The organism is Pseudomonas sp. FG-3G (assembly GCF_901007645.1).
GTDB lineage: Bacteria > Pseudomonadota > Gammaproteobacteria > Pseudomonadales > Pseudomonadaceae > Aquipseudomonas > Aquipseudomonas rhizophila.
This window is the reverse complement of record NZ_CAAKGZ010000003.1, coordinates 1-26,502: the sequence shown is the minus strand read 5'-3', so window position 1 is coordinate 26,502 and position 26,502 is coordinate 1. Positions and strand designations below refer to the sequence as shown.

19 protein-coding genes and 3 pseudogenes are annotated in these 26,502 nt (G+C 60.2%); 6 read left to right on the top strand and 16 right to left on the bottom strand.

What is annotated here, in order from left to right:
• Positions 1–167 precede the first annotated feature (167 nt).
• Positions 168–269, top strand: a pseudogene (locus tag PSEUDOMOFG3G_RS27970) (organic hydroperoxide resistance protein); the annotation flags it as partial.
• A gap of 191 nt (positions 270–460) precedes the next feature.
• Here the strand turns inward: PSEUDOMOFG3G_RS27970 and PSEUDOMOFG3G_RS01970 are convergent.
• The 10 genes and pseudogenes from PSEUDOMOFG3G_RS01970 to PSEUDOMOFG3G_RS01925 form a co-directional block, all read right to left on the bottom strand.
• Complete coding sequence (locus PSEUDOMOFG3G_RS01970) at positions 461–1,075, bottom strand: AraC family transcriptional regulator (protein WP_139049101.1); 615 nt, start codon at positions 1,073–1,075, stop codon at positions 461–463.
• A gap of 108 nt (positions 1,076–1,183) precedes the next feature.
• Entirely contained in the window at positions 1,184–1,795 is a 612-nt protein-coding gene (locus PSEUDOMOFG3G_RS01965; protein WP_218938993.1) for a response regulator transcription factor, read from the bottom strand.
• Between the two features lie 23 nt (positions 1,796–1,818).
• Positions 1,819–4,992 carry a sensor histidine kinase gene (locus PSEUDOMOFG3G_RS01960; protein ID WP_139049100.1) on the bottom strand — a complete coding sequence of 1,058 codons (3,174 nt, stop codon included), beginning with the start codon at positions 4,990–4,992 and terminating at the stop codon, positions 1,819–1,821.
• Complete coding sequence (locus PSEUDOMOFG3G_RS01955; RefSeq protein ID WP_139049099.1) at positions 4,958–5,740, bottom strand: alpha/beta hydrolase; 783 nt, start codon at positions 5,738–5,740, stop codon at positions 4,958–4,960. The genes PSEUDOMOFG3G_RS01960 and PSEUDOMOFG3G_RS01955 overlap by 35 nt, the downstream gene beginning before the upstream one ends.
• Before the next feature lie 11 nt (positions 5,741–5,751).
• Positions 5,752–5,856, bottom strand: a pseudogene (locus PSEUDOMOFG3G_RS01950) (LysR family transcriptional regulator); the annotation flags it as partial.
• Between the two features lie 24 nt (positions 5,857–5,880).
• A complete protein-coding gene (locus PSEUDOMOFG3G_RS01945) occupies positions 5,881–7,479 on the bottom strand; it encodes an MFS transporter (RefSeq protein WP_139049098.1) in 1,599 nt (532 codons plus the stop codon).
• Between the two features lie 2 nt (positions 7,480–7,481).
• A complete protein-coding gene (locus tag PSEUDOMOFG3G_RS01940) occupies positions 7,482–9,320 on the bottom strand; it encodes an amidohydrolase (protein ID WP_171061314.1) in 1,839 nt (612 codons plus the stop codon).
• A gap of 272 nt (positions 9,321–9,592) precedes the next feature.
• Positions 9,593–10,279: a hydrolase gene (locus PSEUDOMOFG3G_RS01935; RefSeq protein WP_047230248.1), complete on the bottom strand. Its 687-nt coding sequence runs from the start codon at positions 10,277–10,279 to the stop codon at positions 9,593–9,595.
• 401 nt (positions 10,280–10,680) lie between these two features.
• Complete coding sequence (locus PSEUDOMOFG3G_RS01930) at positions 10,681–11,709, bottom strand: homoserine dehydrogenase (RefSeq protein WP_139049096.1); 1,029 nt, start codon at positions 11,707–11,709, stop codon at positions 10,681–10,683.
• A gap of 117 nt (positions 11,710–11,826) precedes the next feature.
• Positions 11,827–12,417, bottom strand: a complete 591-nt coding sequence (locus tag PSEUDOMOFG3G_RS01925) for a hypothetical protein (RefSeq protein ID WP_107321829.1) — start codon at positions 12,415–12,417, stop codon at positions 11,827–11,829.
• A 361-nt stretch (positions 12,418–12,778) separates the two neighbouring features.
• On the opposite strand from PSEUDOMOFG3G_RS01925, the gene katG reads away from it, so the two are divergent.
• From katG to PSEUDOMOFG3G_RS28275, 3 genes and pseudogenes are all read left to right on the top strand, one after another.
• Complete coding sequence (gene katG / locus PSEUDOMOFG3G_RS01920; protein WP_139049095.1) at positions 12,779–15,043, top strand: catalase/peroxidase HPI; 2,265 nt, start codon at positions 12,779–12,781, stop codon at positions 15,041–15,043.
• A gap of 365 nt (positions 15,044–15,408) precedes the next feature.
• Positions 15,409–16,425, top strand: a pseudogene (locus PSEUDOMOFG3G_RS28280) (methyl-accepting chemotaxis protein); the annotation flags it as partial.
• A gap of 42 nt (positions 16,426–16,467) precedes the next feature.
• A complete protein-coding gene (locus PSEUDOMOFG3G_RS28275; RefSeq protein ID WP_373685060.1) occupies positions 16,468–17,331 on the top strand; it encodes a methyl-accepting chemotaxis protein in 864 nt (287 codons plus the stop codon).
• Between the two features lie 150 nt (positions 17,332–17,481).
• Here PSEUDOMOFG3G_RS28275 and PSEUDOMOFG3G_RS01910 read toward each other — a convergent pair whose 3' ends face one another.
• The 4 genes from PSEUDOMOFG3G_RS01910 to PSEUDOMOFG3G_RS01895 all read right to left on the bottom strand — a co-directional run bounded on the left by PSEUDOMOFG3G_RS01910 (position 17,482) and on the right by PSEUDOMOFG3G_RS01895 (position 21,694).
• Positions 17,482–17,850 carry a glyoxalase superfamily protein gene (locus PSEUDOMOFG3G_RS01910; protein WP_047230238.1) on the bottom strand — a complete coding sequence of 123 codons (369 nt, stop codon included), beginning with the start codon at positions 17,848–17,850 and terminating at the stop codon, positions 17,482–17,484.
• 132 nt (positions 17,851–17,982) lie between these two features.
• The gene (locus PSEUDOMOFG3G_RS01905; RefSeq protein ID WP_139049093.1) at positions 17,983–19,455 is read right to left on the bottom strand and encodes an amidohydrolase family protein; all 1,473 of its coding nucleotides are present in this window, start codon (positions 19,453–19,455) and stop codon (positions 17,983–17,985) included.
• Position 19,456: 1 nt separating this feature from the next.
• Positions 19,457–20,317 (bottom strand): MurR/RpiR family transcriptional regulator, encoded by an 861-nt coding sequence (locus tag PSEUDOMOFG3G_RS01900; protein WP_047230240.1) that lies wholly within the window; start codon positions 20,315–20,317, stop codon positions 19,457–19,459.
• 27 nt (positions 20,318–20,344) lie between these two features.
• Positions 20,345–21,694, bottom strand: coding sequence for a gluconate:H+ symporter (locus tag PSEUDOMOFG3G_RS01895; protein ID WP_047230241.1), 1,350 nt, complete (start codon positions 21,692–21,694; stop codon positions 20,345–20,347).
• 345 nt (positions 21,695–22,039) lie between these two features.
• On the opposite strand from PSEUDOMOFG3G_RS01895, the gene PSEUDOMOFG3G_RS01890 reads away from it, so the two are divergent.
• Both PSEUDOMOFG3G_RS01890 and PSEUDOMOFG3G_RS01885 read left to right on the top strand, forming a co-directional pair.
• A complete protein-coding gene (locus PSEUDOMOFG3G_RS01890; protein WP_107321825.1) occupies positions 22,040–23,485 on the top strand; it encodes a SulP family inorganic anion transporter in 1,446 nt (481 codons plus the stop codon).
• A gap of 129 nt (positions 23,486–23,614) precedes the next feature.
• Positions 23,615–23,824, top strand: coding sequence for a DUF2788 domain-containing protein (locus tag PSEUDOMOFG3G_RS01885; RefSeq protein ID WP_047230243.1), 210 nt, complete (start codon positions 23,615–23,617; stop codon positions 23,822–23,824).
• Here PSEUDOMOFG3G_RS01885 and PSEUDOMOFG3G_RS01880 read toward each other — a convergent pair.
• Together PSEUDOMOFG3G_RS01880 and amn are read right to left on the bottom strand one after the other, a co-directional pair.
• On the bottom strand, positions 23,819–24,385 hold the full coding sequence (locus tag PSEUDOMOFG3G_RS01880) for a pseudouridine synthase (RefSeq protein WP_171061311.1): 567 nt from the start codon (positions 24,383–24,385) through the stop codon (positions 23,819–23,821). The two genes, PSEUDOMOFG3G_RS01885 and PSEUDOMOFG3G_RS01880, sit on opposite strands and share 6 nt — an antisense overlap.
• A gap of 157 nt (positions 24,386–24,542) precedes the next feature.
• Complete coding sequence (amn, locus tag PSEUDOMOFG3G_RS01875) at positions 24,543–26,042, bottom strand: AMP nucleosidase (protein ID WP_160893475.1); 1,500 nt, start codon at positions 26,040–26,042, stop codon at positions 24,543–24,545.
• Positions 26,043–26,502 lie beyond the last annotated feature (460 nt).

Sequence of the window (26,502 nt, the reverse complement as noted above, 5' to 3'; positions counted from 1 at the left end):
GGACGTCTTTTTTGTGCCTGAAATCCAGTAAATACGGGGCTTTCAGCGCCATCGAGCTCCATAGCACTTCACGCAGATCCATTTTGAAATGTATTCCAAGGCGTATTCCATTTGTGGTGCTGGTGATCTTTTTCGTGGTGTCCTTCAGCTTTTTTGAAAGCCGGCGTATGTCGATTCAAACCATTGCTTAGCGTGCCTATGCAGAAGCCACCGGCGGCCGTGACGGCCGTACCATCTCCTCCGACGGCGTACTCGTCGTCACCCTGACGCTGCTCGACTAGCCGTGCAGCTTTGATGCGATACAAGCAACGTACTCGCCCTGATGGCATACGATTTCCAACTCACAGTCATCCGCCTGCCGCAGCGAAGGCCTCTAGGCTCATTGTTTCGAACTCCGCAATTTGGATGAGCGCTGGCGGCTAGCCCTTGCGCTTCGATATCCGAAGGCGATAGCCCTGCGCTATGCGTTGCACGCTGAGGCCCTGACAATGGCCAGTGCTCTGGGGGTGGAACTGGTCTGTTCCTCGTATAACCCGGCATCGCACAAACGTCGCCAAGCCTGAGGTGTAACCCCGATCTGGCGGCGGAAGGTACGGATGAAATGGGATTGGTCACAGAATCCGTGGCTGTGGGCGATGTCGGTCAGCGAGGAATCGGTCGTGAGCATGATCTGACGCGCAGACTCGATGCGACGACGTGCGACGTAGACCAGCGGCGTTACACCAAAGGTATTTTTGAAAGCATGCGAGAAGTAACTGACACTCAGGCTGAGAACAGCAGCCAACTGATTTGTGCGTATTGATGAGTCGAGGTTAGCGTCAATGTGGTCAACCACCCGTTTAGTTTGCCAATTGGATAGGCAGCCATGGCGGCTTTTTAACTGACTATCGCTCTTTTGCAACATGACCAGGGCGCGGGTCAGGCATAGGCAGGCTGAGTCACGGTCAATGCTCAGGTGCGCTTGAGCATCTCTAAGCAATTGCATGACGCCGTCATAAGCCTCGTCGGAAATACAGCGCTGAGTCTGGCTGTCTACTGCAGTTGCCGGGGTAACGGCATGCAAGGTGGCACGCATGGTGGTGCTCCACTGTGGATCTTTATGTCCATGGCGCCATGCTACGCCGTGCACTGATCGCACATAAGACAACAATGGGGGGCGCGCGCCCCCCTCAAAAGTGGGGTATTACACAGTGATGATGCCGCGCTGAATGCCGAGAGTGACCGCATGGGTGCGATTGCTGGCACCCAACTTGTCCATGATATTTCTTAAATGCCCCTTGATGGTGTCTTCCGTGATCATGAGTTCCGCGGCGATTTGCTTGTTGGGTTTACCCATTGCCACACATTGCAGAACTTGGATTTCACGAGCGGTCAGGCAGTCGTGGCTTAGGTGATCAGCCAGTTCAACAGCTATCTCTGCCGGGAAATGGTTGTTGCCTGCAGCAATAGAGCGGATGGCATCCAGCAACTCCTTGCGTAGACTACTTTTCAATAAGTAGCCGATAGCTCCCGCCTTGATTGCATGTAAGGCCCGTACATCACCCCGATAGGTGGTCAGAATGGCAATGCGTGCGCAAGGAAACTCGGCGCGAATGGCATGAATCGCCTCGATGCCATCCATCTCGGGCATTTGTAGATCCATCAGGGTGACGTCCGGGCGCAGCAAGCGAAATAGCTGAAGCGCTTCGTGCCCATTGGTCGCCTCGCCGACCAGCGCTATGTCTGATTGGGCTTCAAGGACGGCGGCTATACCCTCGCGCAGCAGAGGGTGGTCATCGACGACCAGCACGCGTATCTGTTCATTCTCTGGGTGCACACTCAGGGCCTCAATTGGGTCAATACACGTAGCCACTGGCTAAGTCGTCGCGGGATACGTCGATAGGCCGTTGCCGCGGGTACAGTCAGTTGAATTTCAGTGCCGCTGTGGGCTCCTCTTTGAATAGACAGCCGTCCGCCGATTTTTTCGGCCCGCTCCAGCATGCCGTGTAAGCCCCAGTGATTGGGGCGGATATTGGGCGGCAGATACTGTGGGTTGATGCCGCTACCATTATCGCCAACGCTCAGCTGAAATGCGTGTTTGGTGTAGACGATCTGGATTTCCACGTTCTGCGCATTGGCATGTCGAAAGGCGTTCATGATCGCTTCACAGCCTATCCGGTAGCTTTCTTCACCGACTATAGGGTGCAGCGGCAGTGGCGTGCCGTGGCTGCTCAGGGTAAAGCGCGTACTGCCTTCTAGCTGCAGCTCACTCGTGACAGCGGCAAATGCATCGATCAGGTTCAGAGCAGGCTCGTTCAGATCACGCAGATTATTCACCCGCTCTCGTGCCTCCACCAAAACCTGATCTGCACGGTCTAGCGCTCTCTCCATTCTGCCTCGAGCCGGATGAGTACTGGGTATTTGCTCAGTGGCGGCTTGGAAACTCAACATAAGGCCCTGCACACCCTGAAGTAGGGTGTCATGCAGTTCACGGGCGATTCGCTCGCGCTCGGCGTGTCGCTCCTCGAGGCGGTCCCGCAGATTCTGGGCTGAACGGCGAATATTGAAGCGATGCAGCATCCACAAAACGCTTACCACTGCTAGACCGCTCAATACGATAAACAGTGGGGTGTGGTAGAAGACTGGCCGAATACTGAAGCTCAGCACGGCCTCTTCGGTGCTCAGTAGCCCATCCTGATTGGAGGCTAATACGCGGAACCTATAATCTCCGGGGCCGAGCCCCGTATAGATGGCGCTACGTTTTGAACCCGCCTGCTGCCAGTCTGTGTCGAACCCCTCCAACAAATAGCGAAAGTGCAAGCCTTGCATACCTGAGAGGCTGAGCGCTGTGTAAGAGATTTCGATGCTTCTTGGCTCTGCTCCCAGCCGTGACAACTCACTGGGTGGGGGTTCCTTACCATCGACATTGAATGATTGGATAACTACCTTGGGGGCGGCTTTACTCTGCACGTAGCGAGTTGGATCGATCCAGGTCACGCCCTTACTGGTGCTAAACCATAGACGTCCATCCGTACTACGCACTGCAGTGGGTAATGGGAGTACTTGGTGGGGGTCGTTGGCCAGGCCACCAATCACCTCATAGCTGCGGTAACTTATTTGATATAGCGGGTCAGCGATGGCGCGCTTTAATTCACGAGCGGTCAACTGATAGACCCCGGCTTTGCCGTGGAGCCAGAGATCATAGCTACCGTCGCCTTCAGGTTCTCTGGGAGGTACGGCTAGAATCGCGTAGATATTGTCGAACAGTCCATTGTCCGGTAGATGAAGGCTGTGGAAGCGCTCACCATCGAAGAAGGCCACTCCACGCTGGCCACCAACCCAGGTGAGATGGCCCTGATGTAGCATCGCGGTGACATGACCAACCTTTAAGCCTTCGTCCGCCCCCCAGTGTCGTTGTACCTTGCCGTCGTGAGTCACAATCAGGTTATTGCGGTAGCCGAACCAGAGCCTGCCAAGAGGATCAGTGGTAGCGCTGACAGGCATTAACTGGCTTGGATCAGCATTAGGCGGGGCAACGATTGACCAACGTCCGTCTCGAAGAACGAACAACCCTTTGCGGTTGATCGAAACCCACAGGTCGCCCGCCTGATCGAGAGTCATCGCGCGTACGGCTGAGTCAAGCGCATCCTGAGTTGGCAATGAGGCAACTCGCTCGATTTTGTCTCCTTGCGCACGCCAGATACCATTGCTGCCAGCCATCCAGATATCACCGTTAGCATCACCGAAGGCATTACTAATCGGTGCCGGTATATCCAGAGTGGTCAACCCCGTACTGCTCAGGCGCATTGCAGGTAGGTTGCTGGTACCTGCCCAGACACTGCCTGCCGCACCGGCAACCAATGCGAAATTCTGGGCGTTGTGTGGAAATGCGGCCGAGACCATAGCACTTGGCCGAAAACGGTCTAGTCCGGCGCTAGTGCCCACCCAAATATTGCCGTCGACATCTTCGAGTATTGGAAGAACGTTATCTGCACTCAAGCCATCCTTGGCCATAAACGCTTCTTGGTGATCGAGGGCGTCAGTTATCGATAGAGCGTTGCGGCTGGTAGAGGCTGGCACATAGCGAACGCCCTTACCGCTGGTACCCACCCATATCGCCCCGGCACTGTCGAATAACAAACCATTAGCACCGTCGATTACGGTCACCTGGGTCGCCGCATCGCCTTCGCTTGGCACGATTCGGCGCAGCGAACCGCCATATCGTTCGGCCATCCAGATGGCCCCATCTGGAGCCTGAGCCATTTGACTCACCCAACCCACCGCAATGCCTGCATCGACAAACGCTCGGGCACCCGACGGCAGGTAGAACAGGCGATCTTCATTGGCTGCCCATAGCGTTCCATCGCGGTCGAGGAGTACCGCGCGGGCATGTCGTCCCGGAAAGTTCCAGTCGGTACCGATACGTTGCCAGGCGTTACCGTCAAACCGTGCCAAACCATCATTTGCGGCGATCCAGACTGCGCCACTGTGATCCTTGGCGATGCTATAGACCACTCCGCCAGGCAACCCAGCGCTGACTGGGTAAGTGGTTATGCCCGTGTCGGTGATCAGGCTTATGCCCCCAGTACGGAGACCGGCCCACAAGCCCTCATCCTCCGCCTTGAGTACGGAAATGATGCCAAGCGGGTTACCGTCTGGCGGGGTATAGCGCGCGAAGTCCAGACCATCAAAGCGATAGAGCGAATCGTTGGTTCCGAGCCAGAGATAACCGTCTCGGGTCTGGGCCAAAGCCCCTACCTGGCTAGGTCCCTCATCAGCGACGGTCCAACGGTGGTGCTCCAGCGTGTCCAGTAAGTAGTCGGAGGCCGTTGCCGTCGTACTGAACCATGGCAGGCAAACCAACAGCATATGGATTGCCAACGCCGTGCATGTGCGCCAGCGATTTCCTGGGGTGAGCAACTGCTGTTTGGTTGGGTAAGATCCCAATACGCTAATCACCGCGCGAACCTGAAAAAAATCAAAAACGACCCAGCTGAGTTTGCGCCCATTCAATTGTGTAGTCAGCTACTTGCTCCCAACCTGGTTCGGTGATGAGCCAATGGCTGTACCCGGCAAAGCACTTGAGCGAGGTGCTGGCCGCAGAGCGGTTGTAGTGCCGATAGTTCGACGTCACCACGCATGGCCGTACGCTGTGATCGTTCTCGGCGGCGATCAACAGCAGCGGTGCTCTGCGGTCATTGGCAAAATCGACATAGGTGCCAATACCGAAAGCCGCTTCAAAGAAAATTCGCCCCGGTGCTGGCACGATATGGTTTGCATATAGCAGCGCAATATCCTGGATCGCCATAGCCCGGGTAAATTGTTGGGTAAAGTCTCGTAGCGGAAAATACATGACTCGCTTCCAACTGCCCCAAGCCATGCGCATGGGTATCGCCCTGGAGAGAACGCTCAAGCGCGGTATTACCCCGCGAGGGGGTATCGCTGCAATCGCAATGCCGGCACAGCCAAGACCACGATCCAACAGCATCTGAACGAGCAGACCGCCCAGCGAGTGGCCAATCAGCAAGGGCGGCTGAGGCATGCGCCGAATCAGCGCAGCATAGTGCTCAATAATTTGTCTGATCCCAAGCCGCGGGAAATCGGTATGTGGCGCGCTGCGCAGCCTCTCTGGCGGCCCCTCCGATAAGGGCCAAGGTGGCGCAATACAGGTGTAGCCGCATGCCCGATAGCGACTGGAGAAATTATCCCAGGCGGCGGCAGACAGCCATTCGCCATGTATGAATAGCACGGTTGTATTCATCCCTGATCCCATAAGAAGCGTTTTTCCGAGGCGCGAGTGAGATTGCGCTCGTGCATCAACGCCTCAATAAGAATCAGCAGATTGAGACCCACCTTGCGCATGTCATTGCAGTTCATGCGTTGACTCCTTTGTGAATGCGCTCAGGTGTGGGACTTAGTGGGGGTCAGGTAGTGATGAATGCGTATGGCGACCCCGACCGCTTGGAACTGGCGAGCCGCAGCCTCGATGCGTTGTTCGGCACGGGTTACCCGGCCGTGGTGGCGCAGATGTTCAAGCCAGGACTCATCAAAGAAAAACTCCAGCCAACGTTGCGGATGCTCACTGTCCTGGACCAGCCCCCAGGAAAAGGCACCATTGCGCATTCGCATGCTGCGTACATCCAGCATGGCAAGGCGAAACTGTTCTGCCTGCGACGGGTCGACTTGATACTCAAGGGTGACCATCACTGGACCGCGTTCCTGGTCCTGGTCATCGGCAAGGATCGGTGCAGGCCAGTGCAGGGACGGGGCCAGGTCTTCGGTCTCGGTGACCGGCAAATGGAAGTGCAGGGTCAGTACGATGCCCACCAGCAGAACCCCGCCAGCGATCAGCAGGGTGAGGCTGATCGACAGGTGGCTGGCGACGAAGCCCCACAGCGCGCCGCCGGCCGCCATGCTGCCGAAGAACACCAGGATGTATACCGACAGTGCCCGCGCCCGCACCCAGTTGGGTACGGAAGTCTGTGCTGCCATTTGCAGGCTCGATAACACGGCGATCCAGGCCGCGCCACTGATCATCATCACCGGTATAAGCCAGTACAGGTTGCGCACCCCGGCCAGCGCGCAAAGCACCAGGGCGTAGAGCAGGCTGGAGCCGGCCACCAGGTGATCGGGGTTCACCGCATCACGGATGCGCGGCAGTAAAGTAGCGCCGAGCACTGCACCGACGCCGACACTGCCGAGCAGCAGACCGAAATCGCTGGCGCTGCCGTTCAGTTCAGCGCGTACGATCAGCGGCAGCAGCGACATGCCGGCACTGGCACCGACGAAGAACGCCGCCGACCGCACCAGCACCGCTTGCAACGGCTGGGAGCTGCGGCTGTAGCGCCAGCCTGCGCGCATGGCACCGAGCAGCCGTTCCGCCGGGAACAACGCAGGTGTCTGCTCGCGTTTCCAGGTATACAGCACCGCCATCACCGCGAGGAACGATACGGCGTTCAGCGCGAAGGTGGCCCAGGGGCCGGTGAGGCTGACCAGTACCCCGGCAATTGCCGGTCCGATTGCCCGGGCGACGTTGATGCCAAGGCTGGACAGGGCGATGGCCGAACCGAGGTCGCGCTTGTCGACCAGTTCGGGCGTCAAAGCTGACCAGGCCGGCATCATCAGTGCAGTCCCCACGCCCATGCTCAGGGTCAGGAGGAGCAGCAGCGCGACGGTCATCATGCCGTTTAGCGTGAGCAGAGCCAGGAGCATCGCCACCGCGGCCATCCACACTTGCACCATAAGCAGGTAGCGACGCTTGTCGACGATGTCGGCCATGGCTCCCGCTGGAAGAGCAAGAAAGAACATCGGCGCGGAGCCTGCAACCTGCACCAAGGCAACGTGCATGGGGCTGGCTGACAGCGTCGTCATCAACCAGCCGGCCCCTACTTCGTGCATCCAAGTGCCGATGTTGGAGGCAATGCTGGCCAGCCATAGCCAGCGGAAAGTGCTATGGCGCAGCGCGCTCCAGGGGGAGCGCTTTTCGATAGTCGTGTCCATGTTCAGAAAGCGAAGCAGGAGCAGCCGAAGGCACCCCAGAAACCTTGGTAGTCACTGACGGGTACGGATGACCGACGCACCTTGTCATGGCTATGCGCATGCACCGCGCAAGGGCCTGAGCATTGATGCACCTGAGTCAGCAGCGGTGAAGCGGGACGCCAGTGGCCGGGTACCTTGGCAACCGGTGACCAGTCCGGCATGACCGGCAGGCTCGGCGGCGACAGCTGGTCGAATTCCGCGGCGCCGTAGACCACTTTGCCGTCGACGACGGTCAGCACCGACTCGATCCACTTGATCGCCTCTTCCTCGACACTGAAGAAGTCCGCCGACAGGGCCGTGAGGTCGGCCAGTTGCCCGATCTTGATCTGGCCCTTCTTGCCTTGCTCTGACGAAAACCAGGCACTGCCATGGGTAAAGAGCTGCAGGGCGGTGTCACGCGAAAGGCCGTTGGGGTACAGCTCCAGCCCTCCAACGGTTCGGCCGCTGACCAGCCAATAAAGCGAGGTCCAGGGGTTGTAGCTGGAGACGCGAGTTGCATCAGTCCCTGCACCAACTGGAACGCCTTCAGCCAGCATGCGTTGAATTGGCGGGGTCTGTTCGGCGGCCTTGCTGCCGTAGCGGTCGACGAAATACTCGCCTTGGAAGGCCATGCGGTCCTGAATGGCAATGCCACCGCCAAGGGTGCGTACCCGCTCGATGTTCTTCGGACTGATGGTTTCAGCGTGATCGAAGAACCATGGCAGGCCATTGAACGGAATGTCGCGATTGACTCGCTCGAACACATCGAGCATTCGCGAAATGGATTCGTCGTAGGTCGCGTGCAGCCGGAACGGCCAGCGCTGCTCGACCAAGTGACGGACCACGGGTTCCAGGTCCTGCTCCATAGTCGGCGCAAGGTCAGGCCGAGGTTCAAGGAAGTCTTCGAAGTCTGCGGCAGAGAACACCAGCATCTCGCCGGCACCGTTGTGCCGGAAGAAGTTATCGCCATCGCCAGGCTTGACCATGGCGCTCCAGTTCTTGAAGTCGGTCAGCTCTTCCTTGGGTTTCTGGGTGAACAGGTTGTAGGCGATGCGCACGCTCAACTGGTTGTGCTTGGCCAGCTCGCGGACCACTTCATAGTCGTCCGGATAGTTCTGAAAACCACCACCAGCATCGATGGCACTGGTCACGCCAAGGCGGTTAAGTTCGCGCATAAACTGGCGTGTCGAGTTGACCTGGTATTCCAGCGGCAGTTTTGGCCCCTTGGCCAAGGTCGAATAAAGAATCATCGCGTTGGGTTTGGCTACCAGCATGCCGGTGGGATCGCCATTGCTGTCGCGGACAATCTCTCCGCCCGGCGGATTAGGCGTGTCGCGGGTATAGCCGACAACGCGCAGTGCCGCCCGATTCAGGAGGGCGCGGTCATAAAGGTGCAGAACGAATACCGGCGTATCTGGTGCGGCCTTGTTCAATTCGTCCAGGGTAGGCAGGCGACGCTCGGCAAACTGGAATTCATTCCAGCCCCCCACGACCCGAACCCACTGCGGAGCAGGCGTGCGATCAGCCTGATCCTTGAGCATCCGCAACGCGTCAGCGAGAGATGGAACACCCTCCCAGCGCAGTTCCAGGTTGTAATTCAGGCCACCACGGATCAGGTGCAGGTGCGAGTCATTGAGACCTGGGATCACCGTACGCTTTTGCAAGTCGACAACCTGGGTCGCATCACCGCGGACCGCCATGGCCTCTGCGTCGCTGCCCACGGCGATGAACTTTCCGTCCTTAATGGCCACAGCTGTTGCTTGCGGCTTTTCACGATCCACGGTGTGCAGACGGCCGTTGTAAAGAATCAGATCGGCTTCCATGGAACCTCCCGCAGGGTTGGCGAAAGAGCTGCCGGCGGAGCCGGCAAAAGGCAGGGCAGACCAGAGTGCGCCCGCGGCTCCGAGAACGGAGCTGGTAGCGAGAAACCGGCGACGGCCTTTGTCTGACAGATCTTCACTCATGATCATTCCTCGTGGCGTTGTGGGTTGAGCCAGGCGCCTGGCGATCACTCGAATCCAGCCAGCTCCGTTACGGCGGGTAGACCCGAACTGATTTGAAGTCGGGTCGACCTATAGTGCCGACCCGACAGAGGTCAGATCTTCGCCGCAACAGGCTCCAGCGTCGGCCCGTGTGTTACCCGCTCAGGAGCCTTGTGCACCATGGTGTAGGCGTAGTCGACGCCCATGCCATATGCGCCAGAGTGCTCTTTGACCAATGCCATAACGGCGTCGTAGGTATCGCGGTTCTTCCAGTCACGCTGCCACTCCAGCAGAACTTGCTGCCAGGTCACTGGGACAACTCCAGCCTGAATCATGCGTTGCATGGAGTAATCGTGCGCAGCTTGGCTGGTACCGCCAGAGGCGTCGGCCACCATATAAATTTCATAGCCGGCATCATGCATCGCGGACAGTGCGAAAGTCGTATTGCAGACTTCGGTCCACAAGCCAGAGACGATCACCTTGTTACGGCCATTCTTTTTCAGCGCATCGCGTACTTTCTGGTCGTCCCAGGAGTTCATCGAGGTACGCTCAAGGATCGGTGCCTCAGGAAAAACGGCCAGTAATTCCGGATAGGTATGACCCGAAAAGCTTTCTGTTTCGACCGTGGTGATGATGGTTGGAATAGAGAAAATCTTCGCGGCCTTGGCCAGGCCCACGGTGTTGTTCTTCAATGTCTGCCGATCAATGCTTTGTACCCCAAATGCCATTTGCGGCTGTTGATCGATGAAGATCACTTGGCAATTGCTTGGTGTCAGCACTTCGAGTTTTGGATTGGTCATTTCAATCACCTGGTGTGTTCGCGCGTGAATGCTGATGATCGCCATGGCGTAAACGCAGTGCTGCAGTCATGGCGATGTCGTAGATAGGCCAATTTTTAGTAGGCCCTCAGTCCCTCAATCTTGCTGAAAGCCATGGGTACTATCTCCAGAGCGGATGCCTGCGAATTGGACAGGCTTACGGTTCTGGAACATTTATGCGGTGAATGTGTGGCTTTAGGGCCGTTGGTTTCTACGGGCCCTTCTTGACAGGGTCCATGCCTGACGTGGCCAGCCCACTCGCATGCCCCAGTAACCAGTGCTCGAATCGTGCGCCACGGACTTCGGGATGAAAAACTGCAGACCGAGTACGTTTGGCCCATGGGAGAAGGCCTGATTGCGGCACAGTGGCAAGGTACGCAGGGTCAGGATGGGGGTTGCGAAAGAGATGAGTACCGAGCAGTCCTGGCCATGAGGATGTGTTCGAGGTCCTTCAGCGCGGCCGCTGCGGTGGCGATCGGCTCAGCGCCACAGCCGATTGCCAGCGTCTCGCCCATTGCGTCGCTGCTGATACGGATCGCTTTGCTCTTTGCGCTGACGTGGGCGAACGGGTCGGACAGCGGATAGGCCTTGATGCCGACGCTGGCGCGGATAACACCGTCTGCGCAGGTGAGGCTGGCGATCAGCTTGGGAACGAGCCCCCTCTCGCGCCACGCCTCGATGCGCTCTGCCGTGACTGACTGAATGCCATCGACCACCAGGTCGTCCATCGTCAGATCGGCACCAAGACCGAAGTTGGCCAGTAGCAGGAGCTTGCACGCGGTATCCCAGCCTTCCGTGTCGTTGCGCGGGTCAGCTTCGGCGAACCCTCCTGCCTGCGCTTCACGCAACGCCGCATCGAAGCTGAGGCCCTGTGTGCTCATGGCGTCAAGCAGGTAGTTGGTCGTGGCATTGAGGATGCCCTCGAGGGCGAGCACCTTGCAGCCGGCCAGGCTATGGTCGAGAAGATCGAGTGTCGGCAGGGCGGCAGCGGCTGCACCACTGAGTTTGAGCATCGCCCCCGAGGCCTGCGCGAGTTCGCGCAATTGTCGCCCGCTGTGGACCAGAGCGCCCTTCGATATAACGATGCAGTCCAGACCGGCCGACAGCGCCGTACGAAGGTAGGCAAGACCCGGCTCGCCGCTGCGAAAATCGCTCGGCCCTGCCTCGATAAGAACGTCTGCGCCGCTCGCCATCACGAAATCCGGCCCTGAAAGACCCGCCTGCAGTGCATTCAACTGATGCGCGTGCAGGCCGTTCGCGTCAGCCAGGCCTGCACGTGATCCGCACACCGCGACCAGGCTAACGTCCACGCCGTAAACCTGGCGATAGCGCTCGCGTCGGGACAGGAGCAGGTCGGCTGTGGCACGTCCGACGCCGCCGAATCCGGCGATTGCAACTTTGAGCGTTTGCATGAGTTCGCTCCCTTGGCCTCTACTTGGCATGGTAAGCCGCTCGGTTGCCGCTTGCCACAGCCAACGCTCCCCCCACAAACCCCGGCATCACCAAGCTTTTACATCATCCGCTACAACTCAAGCATCAAGACTCCTCACCTCATTCCCCAACCGCACCGGCGCCTCCCCAGTAATCTCGTGCAGCAGTGCGGTGACGGTCTCTCCCTCGATCGCCCCCTGCTCCTGCAAAAGGTCCGCCACCGCGCGGACGGCAAACCAGTAACGATGCACAAGGCAACTGCTACGGGCGATGGCTCGGGATTCGGCGTCGAGCAACAGGCGTGGGGGCAGCAGGCTGATCAGTTCATGCCCGCGGACGAGGTCTGCGCGGCCACTGCTTCGGAACAGCCGGTCGGATTGGCGATGTCGGTAGATCGCTTCGGCCACAGGCCCTGAAAAGCAATGGATCAGGTCGCGTTCAATAAAGTCGACCATCGATGGCAAATATTCAGCAATTCCCCGGGCGGTGAAGGCCGGGCGCAGGACGAGGTAATCGGCCTCCACTAACCCTTCGGCGTGTTGCGGGTGACCGAGCAGGTCGAACATCGGTCCCGCGCGGGCTTCAGCCCGGGTGCGTACGGTGACGCGTTTTATAGGCTGGCCGTTCCACCAAAAAGCCAAGGCGTGGCCGGCTTCGTGGATGGCCGTGCTGCGGGGGCGTTCGTTCATGGTCCGGTCCTCTCCCGTAACCAAGCGCTGGCCCTATCATCTGCCTCGACCGGCAAGCCGGGTAAAAGAATCTGCCTATTAACCATTAATACTGCGGCTATTAGCGATCTGCCACAGAAAGACTAGCCTTGATTCAGCGCCAGCGTAAGCTGGCCGGATCAGACCTGATAAGAGATACGAAAGCGTTCGAAACGTACTGGGCTTGCCGTGGGCCACGATGCGGGCAATCGACGTCGATTGCCGGAAGGCCGAACGATCATGAGCGAACTGTGAGCCCTGCATCTACGTATTGATTTTCACCTGTCGCTATAGAGCCCGCTCGGGCTGGATAGCTGGATGAATACGACCAAGGTAGCTCCTCATGGCAAACGAATCGAAATGCCCGTTCAATCATGCTGCGGGTGGTGGCACCACAAACCGTGACTGGTGGCCCAACCAGCTGAATCTGAAAATCCTGCACCAACACTCCCCGCTGTCCGACCCCATGGGCGAGGATTTCAACTACGCCGAAGCATTCAAAAGCCTGGATTTCCAGGCCCTGAAAAATGACCTGAATGCGTTGATGACCGACTCCCAGGACTGGTGGCCGGCGGACTTCGGGCACTACGGCCCGCTCTTTGTCCGTATGGCCTGGCACAGCGCCGGCACTTACCGCACCGGCGACGGGCGCGGTGGCGCAGGCTCCGGCCAACAGCGTTTTGCGCCCCTCAACAGCTGGCCGGACAACGTCAGCCTCGACAAGGCGCGCCGGCTGTTATGGCCGATCAAGCAGAAGTACGGTCGCAACATCTCCTGGGCCGACCTGATCGTGCTCACCGGCAACGTCGCGCTGGAATCCATGGGCTTCAAGACCTTCGGTTTTTCCGGCGGTCGTCCCGACGTCTGGGAGCCGGACGAAGACGTCTACTGGGGTTCCGAAAACAAATGGTTGGGCGGCGACACCCGCTACGGCAAGCCGGATAAAGCCGCGATGCAAGATCCCGGCGAAGGACAACTGGTGGCCGAGCCGGGCAATGAAGAAAGCCGTACCGATCTGGGGCGCAATCTGGAGAACCCGCTGGCCGCCGTGCAGATGGGGCTGATCTACGTCAACCCGGAAGGCCCCGAGGGTCAACCGGACCCGGTCGCTGCGGGGCTGGATATCCGCGAAACCTTTGGCCGCATGGCGATGAACGATGAAGAAACCGTGGCCCTGATTGCCGGCGGCCATGCCTTTGGCAAGACCCACGGCGCAGGGCCTGCGGACAATGTCGGCGCCGAGCCTGAAGCCGCCGGCCTGGAACAACAGGGCCTGGGCTGGAAGAACGCATTCGGCACCGGCAAAGGCCCCGACACCATCACCAGTGGCCTGGAAGTGACCTGGACCACCACGCCCACTCGCTGGAGCAACAATTATCTGGAGAACCTGTTCGGGTTTGAGTGGGAGCTGACCAAGAGCCCGGCCGGTGCGCATCAGTGGACCCCGAAAAACGGTGCTGGCGCGGGCATCATCCCAGACGCCCACGATCCGTCCAAGCGTCGCAATCCAACCATGCTGACCACCGACCTGGCGCTGCGCTTCGACCCGATCTACGAAAAAATCTCACGGCGCTTCCTGGAGAACCCGGACCAATTGGCCGACGCCTTCGCCCGGGCCTGGTTCAAGCTGATCCACCGCGATATGGGCCCGCTCTCGCGCTACCTCGGCCCGGAACTGCCCAACGAAGAGCTGCTCTGGCAGGACCCTATCCCGGCAGTGGACCATGCTCTGGTCAACGACAGCGACATCGCGTCCCTTAAAAGCAAACTGTTGGCCTCGGGCCTGTCGGTTTCACAACTGGTGTCCACCGCCTGGGCGGCCGCGTCCAGCTTCCGTGGCTCCGACAAGCGCGGCGGTGCCAACGGTGGCCGGCTGCGTCTGGCCCCGCAGAAAGATTGGCCGGCCAACCAGCCGGAACAATTGGCGCAGGTGCTGGCGACTCTCGAAAAAATCCGGGACGAGTTCAACGGTGCCCAGTCCGGTGGTAAAAAAATCTCCCTGGCGGACCTGATCGTGCTGGCTGGCAGCGCCGGCATTGAACAGGCGGCGAAGAATGCCGGGCTCAGCGTGACGGTGCCTTTCTCGCCGGGGCGTATGGACGCCAGCCAGGAGCAGACCGACGTCGAGTCGTTCGGCTTTCTTGAACCCATCGCCGATGGCTTTCGCAACTACCTAAAGGGCAGGTATCGCGTATCCGCCGAGGCACTGCTGATCGACAAGGCGCAACTGCTGACCCTCAGTGCACCGGAAATGACCGCACTGATCGGCGGCCTGCGCGTGCTCGAGACCAATGTCGGCCAAACCCGGTATGGGGTTTTCACCCAACGGCCAGGTGCGTTGACCAACGACTTCTTCGTCAACCTGCTGGACATGGGCGTGGAATGGAAACCGCTCTCAGACGACCAGCAAACGTTCGAAGCCCGCGACCGCAAGACCGGTCAGGTCAAATGGACCGGCACTCGTGTCGATCTGGTCTTCGGCTCCAACGCCCAACTACGGGCCCTGGCCGAAGTGTATGCCAGCGCAGATGCGCAGGAGCAGTTCGTCAGCGACTTCATCGCGGCGTGGGTCAAGGTGATGAACCTGGATCGGTTTGATCTGAGGTGAGGTTGTCAGGCGCTGAGAGAAGCCCTCAATCTGATCCAGGTTGAGGGCTTCGTTCTCTGCTCATTGCCACCCGCCTCTCATGAACTTTTCTTCACCCCACGCGTTCGCGTGATTGGGTAAAGTCCCCTCGCTCATTCAAGAAACTAAGGTTTTAGCCCGCCCTCCCGCGGGCTTTTTTTTGCCTGGAATTCAGGATAACCCTGAGGCGCGCAGCAAGTTCTCCAGCCAATGCCTGACACTCCAAAAAAATCCTTTCAGATCCAGAGTCGGCAGCCGATACAGCCCTGTTACACGTTTTAGCTGGCTCAAAAACAACAATCTTCCAGCGTACCGACGATCAAGCAGCACAACGTTCCTGGAGGAATATGATGAATAGCTGGTTTGGCAACATTAGCGTCAACATGAAACTGGGCCTGGGCTTTGGCCTGGTGCTGGTACTGACCTGCGTCCTGGCGCTGACCAGTTGGACCAGCCTGGGAGGGCTGATCGACCGCAGCAACTGGATGAGCGACATCACCAAGCTCAATGCCGGCTTGACCAAGCTTCGGGTCGTGCGCCTGCAATACATGCTCACCAATGGCGACGAGACCGCCGCACAGAATGTGCAAACCACCCTCGATAGTTTCGTTGCGCAACAGAACGCGCTGCTGAGCAGCTTCAAGAGCCCGGAAAACGTCAAGCTGCTCAAGGAGCAGAGCGCGACGATCAGCGCCTATCAGGTGTCCCTGAACAAAATGCGCAACGCCTACCGCAGCGCCAACACCGCCCGCGACGCGATGACCGCCAACGCCGGGACCGCTTACCAGCTGATCGAGACGATCAATACCGACGTTCAGCAAATGCTCTCGAGCGACCAGCGCCTGGAACAGTACCAGGCCATCACCGAGGCCAAGCAGGCGTTCATGTTGGCCCGCTATGAAGTGCGCGGCTACACCGCCAACAGCAACCCCGAAAACGAACGCAAGGCCGTCGCCCAACTGGACGCCGCCCTCGCTTCGCTCCAACCGCTGAATGCGTATTTCGCCAGCACCCGGCAAGGTGAGCTGCGTCAGCTCGAAGCTGCCCTGACTCAATACCGCAGCTCCGTCCAGGCTTTCACCCTGGCCATTGCCGAGGCGGCGCAGGCTCGCAAGGAAATGACCGACCAGGGCACGACCATCGTCTCCCTGAGCGAACAGCTGTATCAGATCCAGCTCGACCGTCGCGATGCCGAAAGCGCCCAGGCCCGCACCCTGCAATTGGTCAGCACGTTGTTGGCGTTGCTGGTAGGCATCATCGCGGCGGTCATCATCACTCGCCAGATCACCCGACCGCTGCGCGAAACCCTGGCCGTGGTCGATCGCATTGCCAGTGGCGACCTCTCGCACAACCTCATCGTCACCCGTCGCGATGAGCTGGGCGTACTGCAACAGGGCATCGCACGCATGGGCGTGACCCTGCGCGATTTGATCAGCGGCATCCGTGATGGCGTGACCCAGATCGCCAGTGCTGCCGAACAATTGTCCGCAGTAACCGAGCAGACCAGCGCCGGCGTCAACAGCCAGAAAGTCGAGACCGATCAGGTGGCGACCGCCATGCACGAGATGACCGCCACGGTTCAGGAAGTTGCCCGCAACGCCGAAGAGGCATCCCAGGCAGCCGCCGCGGCAGACGGTGAAGCCCGTGCCGGCGACCAGGTGGTCAACGAAGCCATCGCCCAGATCGAGCGCCTGGCCAGTGAAGTGGAGCGCTCCACCGACGCCATGACCGTGCTGCAACAGGAAAGCGACAAGATCGGCAGTGTCATGGACGTGATCAAGGCCGTCGCCGAACAAACCAACCTGTTGGCCCTGAACGCGGCAATCGAAGCGGCGCGCGCCGGTGAAGCCGGTCGTGGCTTCGCGGTGGTTGCCGACGAAGTCCGTGGCCTGGCCCAGCGCACCCAAAAGTCCACCGAGGAAATCGAAGGCCTGGTGGCCGGTCTGCAGAACGGCACCCTACAAGTGGCCGCCGTGATGAACAACAGCCGCAGCCTCACCGACAGCAGCGTAGCCCTGACTCGCAAGGCCGGCGTCTCACTGGAAAACATCACCCGCACAGTGTCGAACATCCAGTCGATGAACCAGCAGATCGCTGCCGCCGCCGAAGAGCAAAGCGCCGTGGCCGAGGAGATCAGCCGCAGCATCATCAACGTACGCGACGTGTCCGAACAGACCGCCGCCGCCAGCGAAGAAACCGCAGCGTCCAGTGTTGAACTGGCCCGCTTGGGTAATCAGTTGCAGATGATGGTGAGTCACTTCCGGGTTTGATCATGGCAGGCGCCCATTTCCCGGAAGAAATGGGCGCTTTGCGCAATGTCATTACAATCAGTCAAAAAGATCCATCACCTTGGCTCTTTCGACACGTGGCGGCAGATCTAGCCCAACGCCCCCGCTCGCCCATCAATGTATCCAACCTCGTTACACACTAATCCCATTGGTAAACACCAACCGATTGCCAAACGGATCGACCACCGTCATGTCCTGGCTACCCCACGGCATGGCCTGAATCTGAGGGCGGGCGAAGGGGTATTGCTTGGCCAGCAGTTGCGCCTGGAAAGCTTCCAGTTCATCCGTTTCGATACGCAGTGCCGAGCCCGGGGTGCAGTCGCCATGGTGTTCGGACAGGTGCAGCACGCATCCGTCGCGAGAGACTTGCAGGTACAGCGGAAAATCGTCACCAAAGCGATGTTGCCAGTCGACGGTAAATCCCAGGAAGTCGACATAGAACGCCAATGCCTTGGTTTCATCGAAGATCCGCAGGATCGGGGTGGTTTTACCGAAGCTCATGGGTTGCTCCCTGAAAAGACCCAGTTTAGATGGGTTGAACTCATTGCTTCGGCTATATCACCGGCTTCTTTAATATCGCAATGCCACCACTGAGAAGCAGATCACAAGGGCATTCCATTGTGTTTCCACCTCTCAAGCGCCGGGTGACGAACTGAATCCACGGCGTAGATCCCCTTCTCGCGCCAGAAACCGCCCGTGCCTGCGCCCATTCGCCCGGCCCTCGCGGTAGCTCAAGACGCCGTTGACCCAAACCCCATCGATACCTTCGGCGGCCCGTTGCGGCTCGTTGAAATCGGCGACATCCCTGATGGTATGAGGATCGAACAACACCAGATCCGCCCAATGCCCTTCCCGAACTTCCCCACGGTCCTTCAGGCCGAAGCGCGCCGCCGACAGGCCGGTCATTTTGTGCACGGCGGTGTGCAACGCAAACAGCCCGATGTCTCGGCTGAAATGCCCCAGCACCCGCGGGAAAGCCCCCCACAAGCGCGGATGCGGAAACGGATCCTCCGGCAAACCGTCGGAGCCGACCATGGACAACGGGTGGGCGAGGATTCGTCGTACGTCGCTTTCGTCCATGCCGTAGTACACCGCGCCGGCCGGTTGCAGGCGCCGCGCGGCCTCCAGCAGCGGCACATTCCATTCGGCGGCGATGTCAGCCAGATCGCGCCCTCCCATGTGCGGATGAGGCGTCGACCAGGTGATGGTGATGCGATGGGCATCGGTCACCTGCTTGAGATCCAGGGTCGAGGAGCTGGCCGCATAGGGGTAGCAATCACAACCGACCGGATGGGTTTTCGCCGCATTCTCCAGCGCCGCGAGCACCTGCGGACTGCGCCCCCAATTACCGGCACCCGCACATTTGAGGTGGGAAATGATCACCGGGCTGCGAGCGTGACGGCCGATCTGGAACGCTTCGTCCATGGCCTCGAGCACCGGTTCGAATTCGCTGCGCAGATGGGTGGTGTAGACCGCACCGAATGCGCTCAGCTCTTGGGTCAGTTGCATGACTTCATCGGTGGAGGCCGAAAATGCGTTGGCGTAGGCCAGGCCGGTGGATAACCCCAGCGCGCCGGCCTCCAGGCTTTCGCGCAGTTGCTGACGCATGGCGGCGATTTCTCTCACGCTGGCGGTGCGCAACAAATCATCCATGTGGTTGCTGCGCAGCGCCGTGTGCCCCACCAGCGCCGCCACGTTGACCGCCGGCGTGGCTGCTTCCACCGCCGAACGATAATCATCGAAACGCGGATAGACGAACGCTTGGGCGGTGCCGAGCAAATTCATCGGGTCCGGCGGCTCGCCCCGCAAACTCACCGGCGAAGCGCTGATACCGCAATTGCCGACAATCACCGTGGTCACGCCCTGGCTGAGTTTGGGCAGCATCTGCGGCTGGCGAATGACCACCGTGTCGTCGTGGGTGTGCACATCGATGAACCCTGGAGCCAGCACCCGGCCGGCGGCGTCTATTTCTTCGATTGCCCGGGCATCGCGCAGGTCGGCGATGCGCTCGATGCGACCGGCACGGATCGCCACGTCGGCGCTGTAACCGGGAGTGTTGCTGCCATCGATGACCCGTGCGTTGCGGATAAGCGTGTCGTACAGCATCTCAGTCTCCCAGCGGCAAGTGATCGTCGCCGCCGCGGTAATCGTCCAGGGCGAGTTTGACTCGCCGCAGACGCTCTTGATTGTCTTCGGGGTGGGCCAGCGCAAGCTCGGTGGCGAGTACATCGATGGCCAGCAGCATGCCGTAGCGCGCCGCCGTGGGCTTATAAATGAACGAGGTTTCCGCGCCTTGCAGCGGCAACACTACATCGGCCAGTCGGGCCAACGGTGAGTCGGCGCGGGTGATGGCCAGGATGGGCGCACCATAACTGCGCGCCAGTTCCACCGCGCCGAGCAGTTCCGGGGTGATGCCGGTGAGTGAACAGGCGATGACCAAATGCTCCTGGCTCAATGAGGTGGCGGTGATGCGCATCATCACCGGATCCCGGCAGGCGGCAATCGAGTAGCCGAAACGCACCAGCCGTACCTGCAACTCCTCGCCGCACAACGCCGACCAACCGCCGAGCCCGAACGCGTGAATCATCCGCGCCTTGCCGAGCATCCGGACCGCGTCGCTGAACCGAGACTCTTCGAATGCCGACAGGTGCTGACGCAGGGTCGTCTCGATATCGCCGACGATCTGCCCATAAAACGCCGATTGCTCGGGCGCGCCGGCGGGGTCGAGAAACCGGCTGCCGACGCCACTGGCCTGGGCCAGTTGCAGGCGCAAGTCCCGCAGGTCGCGGCAGCCAACGGTACGGGCAAACCGTGACAGCGTGGCGCTGCTGACTTCGGCCCGCTGGGCCAGTTCATCCAGGCTGGCCGAGGCGGCGAACCCTACGTCGTCGAGCATCAGCCGGGCGATTCTTCCTTCGCCGGCGCTGAAGGAATCCTGACGGGAGCGAATCTGGTAAAGGATGTCCATGACGGCACCTGTGTTGGAGCGCTGCGATTAAAGCAAGCGCGCAAGTCCTAGGGTCAGGCCGAACGCAACCAGGGAGATCAGCGTTTCGAGTACGGTCCAGGTCTTGAAAGTTTGAGTGACGGTCATATTGAAGTATTCCTTGATCAGCCAGAAGCCGCCGTCGTTGACGTGGGAAAAGATCACCGACCCGGCGCCGGTGGCCAGCACTAGCAGCTCGGGATGGGGATAGCCCAGACCGATCGCCACGGGGGCGACGATACCGGAGGCCGTGGTCATCGCCACCGTGGCCGAGCCGGTGGCGACACGCATCAGGGCGGCGAACAGCCAGCCCATGACCAGTGGCGATAATTGAAATTCCTGGGCCAGGCCGACGATTTGTTGAGTGACTCCGGCGTCCACCAGGATCCGGTTCAAACCACCGCCAGCGCCCACCAGCAACGTAATACTGGCCGTTGGCGCCAGGCATTCATTGGTGAACTTGAGGATCGACTCACGGTTGAAGCCCTGGGCCAGGCCCAGCGTCCAGAAGCTGAGAAGGGTCGCCAGCAGCAAGGCAATCACCGAGTTGCCGATGAACAGCAGGAACTGATTGAAGCCGCTGCCCGGCTCGGAAATCAGGTTGGCCCAACCGCCGATCAACATCAGCACCACCGGCAGCAGGATGGTCCCCAGGGTTATCCCGAAACCTGGCAGATTGGCGCGGGGCTCGCGGTCGAGGAATTGGCGCTCCAGCGGGTTATCGTCCGGCAGTTGGATGCGCGGCACGATGAACTTGGCATACACAGGGCCGGCAATGATCGCGGTAGGAATACCGATCAGAATCGCGTACAGCAAGGTCTGCCCCACCGAGGCCTGGAACGCCTGCACCGCCAGCATCGCTGCCGGGTGCGGCGGCACCAGGGCATGCACCACCGAGAGACCGGCGACCATCGGCAACCCCACCATCAGGATCGACACGCCCACGCGCCGGGCAATGGTGAACGCGATGGGCACCAGCAGCACGAAGCCGACTTCGAAAAACAACGGCAGCCCCACCAGGAAGGCAATGCACACCATCGCCCAATGGGCGTTGCGCTCGCCGAAGCGCTCGATCAGCGTTTGCGCCATGCGCTCGGCCCCGCCGGACTCGGCCATCATCTTGCCGAGCATCGTGCCCAAGGCCACCACCAGCGCGATGTGCCCCAGGGTCTTGCCCACGCCCGCCTCATACGCCCCGACCACACTGGACGGCGGCATCCCGGCCAGCAGCGCCAGGCCAATGGACACCAGCGTAATGACAATGAACGGATTAAGCCGATATCGAGCGATCAAAACGATCAGCGCAATGATGGCGATGGCCGCGTAGACCAACAGCCAATAACCGAATGCAGGGGCCATGCGTTACTCCTCGAATGGGGTCACGTCGTTGTGTTTGTGAAACTCATAAATCATTTCGAGGATTAATCTTCAAACGCGCTGAAAGTAATTTTCGTACACAGACAAGAAATGTCGCTGACGGACATCGCTCACCACCTGCCATGTAAATTCAGCGCAGGATTTTCATCCCTGGCCGTCTCCCGTGGCGAGGAAGCGTGCGCCTTGCGCACTGCGAAGCCGCCCCGAAATCATCCACACGACGACCAACCACTGGCCGCACCGCACTCAATTCCGTACCATCCCCACCCTGTTTTTGCACCACGCCCACGGCAGTCGACTCTCAGGCGCTGCCCCGCCAGGACAATCATGAAACCAGCACGTCTTCGCGCCGACGCCCTCGCCGGCCTCACCACTTCTTTTGCCTTGCTGCCCGAATGCATCGCGTTCGCCCTGGTGGCTCATCTCAACCCACTGATGGGGTTGTACGGCGCTTTCATCATCTGCACGCTGACCGCGCTGTTCGGCGGGCGGCCAGGCATGGTGTCTGGCGCGGCGGGATCGATGGCCGTGGTGATTGTCGCGCTGGTGGTGCAACACGGCGTGCAATACCTGCTGGCCACTGTGCTGCTGGGCGGGTTGATCATGATGGCGTTCGGGCTGTTGCGGCTGGGCAAACTGGTGCGCATGGTGCCGCACCCGGTAATGCTCGGTTTCGTCAACGGCCTGGCGATCATCATTGCGCTGGCGCAACTGGAGCACTTCAAGAGTGGCGAGACCTGGCTCAGCGGCGGCCCGTTGTACCTGATGATCGGCCTGGTGGCGCTGACCATGGCCATCGTCTACCTGTTGCCACGCCTGACCCGCAGTGTTCCGCCGGCCCTGGTGGCGATCCTGGGGGTTGGCCTAGCGGTGTACTTTTTCGGGCTGCCGACCCGCACCCTGGGTGATATGGCGCATATCGCCGGCGGCCTGCCGGCTTTTGTCTGGCCGGACATTCCCTGGAACCTGGATACCTTACGGATCATCGCGCCCTATGCGGTGGTGATGGCGATGGTCGGCCTGCTGGAAACCCTGCTGACCCTGAACCTGACCGACGAGATCACCGAGAGCCGCGGCTACCCGGACCGCGAGTGCGTAGCGTTGGGCGCGGCCAACATGGCCTCAGGACTGTTCGGCGGCATGGGCGGTTGCGCGATGATCGGCCAGACCGTGATCAACCTGAGTTCGGGCGGGCGCGGCCGGTTATCCGGCGTGATTGCCGGGGTGATGGTTCTGCTGTTCGTGTTGTTTCTGTCGCCGTTGATCGAACGCATCCCATTGGCCGCGCTGGTAGGCGTGATGTTCGTGGTGTCCCAGCAGACCTTTGCCTGGGCCTCGCTGCGGGTGATCAACAAAGTGCCCGTCAATGACGTGTTGGTGATCATCGCGGTGACGACCATCACGGTATTCACCGATCTGGCCACCGCCGTGCTGTGCGGCATTATCATTGCGGCGCTCAACTTTGCCTGGCAACAGGCCCGGGAGCTGTACGCCGATACGCATCTGGAAGCGGACGGCAGCAAGCTCTATCGCCTGCACGGCACCCTGTTCTTCGCCTCGACCACGCCCTTTCTCAACCAGTTCGACCCGGCCAACGATCCGTCCCAGGTGACCCTGGACTGCCGTCACTTGAGCTTTGTCGACTATTCGGCCATCGCGGCGCTCAAGACCCTGCGTGAACGCTATAGCAAGGCCGGCAAGCACCTGCGGGTGTTTCACTTGTCCGAACGCTGCAAACAGATGCTCAAGCGGGCCGGCGTCCACCACGACTGAAGAGAACACCGCTGCGTCAGCCCAGGCGATGAATAGCTGCGACACACCGTCGCAGCCCAATCCTTCGCCCTCTTTCCATGCCGTATACTCGCCCCGCCTTTTCAACCTCGCCCACGCCGGAGTGTTTCGATGGATCCTGTGGTTTTCGAAGAGTGGATGATGACTGGCCTTGTCAGCATCCTGATCATTTTCATGGGTTTTATCGTCTGGGATCTGGCGAAGAAGTCCAAGGCCGGGCGTTTCGGCTCGTTCATCCTGTTTTTCGTGCTGGGACTGGGCGTGGCGGCATTCGTCATCAAGAGCGTGGTGATCGGCCTGATCGAGACCGGCACCTTATAACCGCGCCGGCACTTCCTTCCACTGTCCCTGATCCAGCCCTTCAAGCGTCCAGTCACCGATCCTGACCCGCACCAGACGCAATGTCGGCAAGCCCACCGCGGCGGTCATGCGCCGTACCTGACGGTTGCGCCCTTCGCGAATCACCAGTTCCAGCCAACTGGTCGGCACGCTCTTACGAAAGCGCACCGGCGGGTTGCGCGGCCATAGTTGCGGTTCGTCCAGTTGTCGCGCTTGTGCGGGCAAGGTCATGCCGTCGTTCAGTTCCACGCCATCGCACAGACGCTGTAATTGCTCGGCACTGGGCTCGCCTTCTACTTGCACCCAATAGGTCTTGGCCAGTTTGTGCCGGGGGTCGGCGATGCGGGCCTGCAGCTGCCCGTCGTTGGTCAGCAGCAGCAACCCTTCGCTGTCGCGATCCAGCCGCCCGGCGGGATAAATGCCGGGCACGTCGATAAAGTCCTTGAGCGTCGCCCGCCCTTGATCGTCACTGAACTGCGTCAGCACATCGAAGGGTTTGTTGAACAGGATCAGCCTCGGCTCGGCCGGCGGGGCCTTGGCCACACGGCGCGGGGCGGATGCGGGAGGTTTCGCGCCAGGGCGGCGGGAAGCGGGACGTGGCGGACGAGGCATGGCAAACACAACATCTAACGGTCTGGGCCGACCATGCTAGTGGCCCGACCGTTAAATAACCACTGCCCCTTCAACCGGGATCAGTTCATCAGCGGAACGGCGGCTCGTCGAAGCTGCGCAACTTGCGCGAGTGCAGCGAGTTGAGTTCGTTGCGCAACAGGTCCAGCGCCGCGATGCCGATCTTCAGGTGCTGGTTGACCGCCCGTTCGTAAAACGCGTTGGCCGAACCCGGCAATTTGATCTCGCTGTGCAGCGGTTTGTCCGAGACACAAAGCAACGTGCCGTACGGCACCCGCAAGCGGTATCCCTGAGCGGCGATGGTGCCGCTTTCCATGTCCACCGCCACGGCGCGGGACAGGTTGATCAACGGACGCTCCTGGGCCCAGCGCAATTCCCAGTTGCGGTCGTCGTAGGTCAGCACAGTGCCGGTGCGCAGGCGCTTCTTCAGCTCGTCGCCCTTTTCACCGGTGACATTCGCCGCCGCTTGCTGCAAGGCCATCTGCACTTCAGCCAGGGCCGGGATCGGAATATTCGGCGGCACGACCCGGTCGAGGATGCCATCGCGACGCATGTAAGCGTGGGCCAGCACGTAGTCGCCGATGGTCTGGGACTGCCGCAGCCCACCGCAGTGACCGATCATCAGCCAGCAGTGGGGGCGCAGCACGGCCAGGTGGTCGGTGATGTTCTTGGCGTTGGACGGCCCGACGCCGATGTTCACCAGGGTCACGCCGTGGCCGTCGCTGGCCTGCAGGTGATAGGCCGGCATCTGGTAGCGGTGCCAGACCACGCCCGCGGCGATCGCCGAGGCTTCACCGTGGTCCATGCTCTTTTCGATGATCACGTTGCCCGGCAGGACCATGCGCACAAAACGCGGGTCACTGCGCAGTTGCTCCAAGCCATGGACAATGAACTGATCCACATAACGGTGATAGTTGGTCAGCAGGATCCACGGCTGCACATGGCGCCAGTCGCTGCCGGTGTAATGCACCAGCCGACGCAGGGAAAAGTCCACCCGCGCCGCGTCAAACAGAGCCAGCGGTAGCGGGTCGGTGTTTTCCCAGTCGTAGAGGCCGTCGGCAATGCCATCGGTGGCGGCCGACAGGTCGGTACTGGGGAACACTCGCGCCAGCACCGCGGCAGTCACACCGGAGCCGGCCAGTTCATCACCCTGCTCCACCACGTAGGGATAGGGGATGTTCTGCTCGCTGACACCCACTTCGACGGTGACGGTAAAGTCGTGCATCAGCGGGACCAACTGCTCCAGCAGGTATTTACGGAACGCAGCCGGATGGGTGACGGTGACACTGTAGGTGCCCGGCAACTGGACCTTGGCGTAGGCGCGGGTGGTTTGCGGGACTTCGCCATGGCAGTGATAGGTCAGGCGCAGGGCGGGATAGCGAAACAACGCCCGCTGTTCGGCATCCGGCTCGATGCGATCCTTGAGGTACCGCTTGAGCGCCTGGTTCAGCGCAGTGGTCGCACGCTCGTGCAGGGCCGCCAGACGATCCACGGCTTGTTCGGCGGTTTGAACGACAATAAACGCTTCGGTCACGATCAGCTTCCTGTGTTCTGACTTGCAGGCCTTCATCTTGCCTGCATCGTCGTCCGACGGGAACAGTGGCGTATTGGGCGCGATCGATCATCCACCACAAATCCCCATGTGGGAGCGAGCCTGCTCGCGATAGCGGTGTATCAGTCACCAGAGATGTGAATGTGCCGCCGCCATCGCGAACAAGCTCGCTCCCACCCTTGATCGCCACCAGCCGAAGATTCTTCATTCACCTTAGATCCCCTGTGGGAGCGAGCTTGCTCGCGATAGCGGTGTATCAGTCACCCGAGATGTTGAATGTGCCGCCGCCATCGCGAGCAGGCTCGCTCCCACCCTTGATCGCCGCCAGCCGCAGATTCTTCATTCACCACAGATCCCCTGTGGGAGCGAGCTTGCTCGCGATAGCGGTGTATCAGTCACCAGAGATGTTGAATGTGCCGCCGCCATCGCGAGCAGGCTCGCTCCCACCCTTGATCACCACCAGCCGCAGATTCTTCAT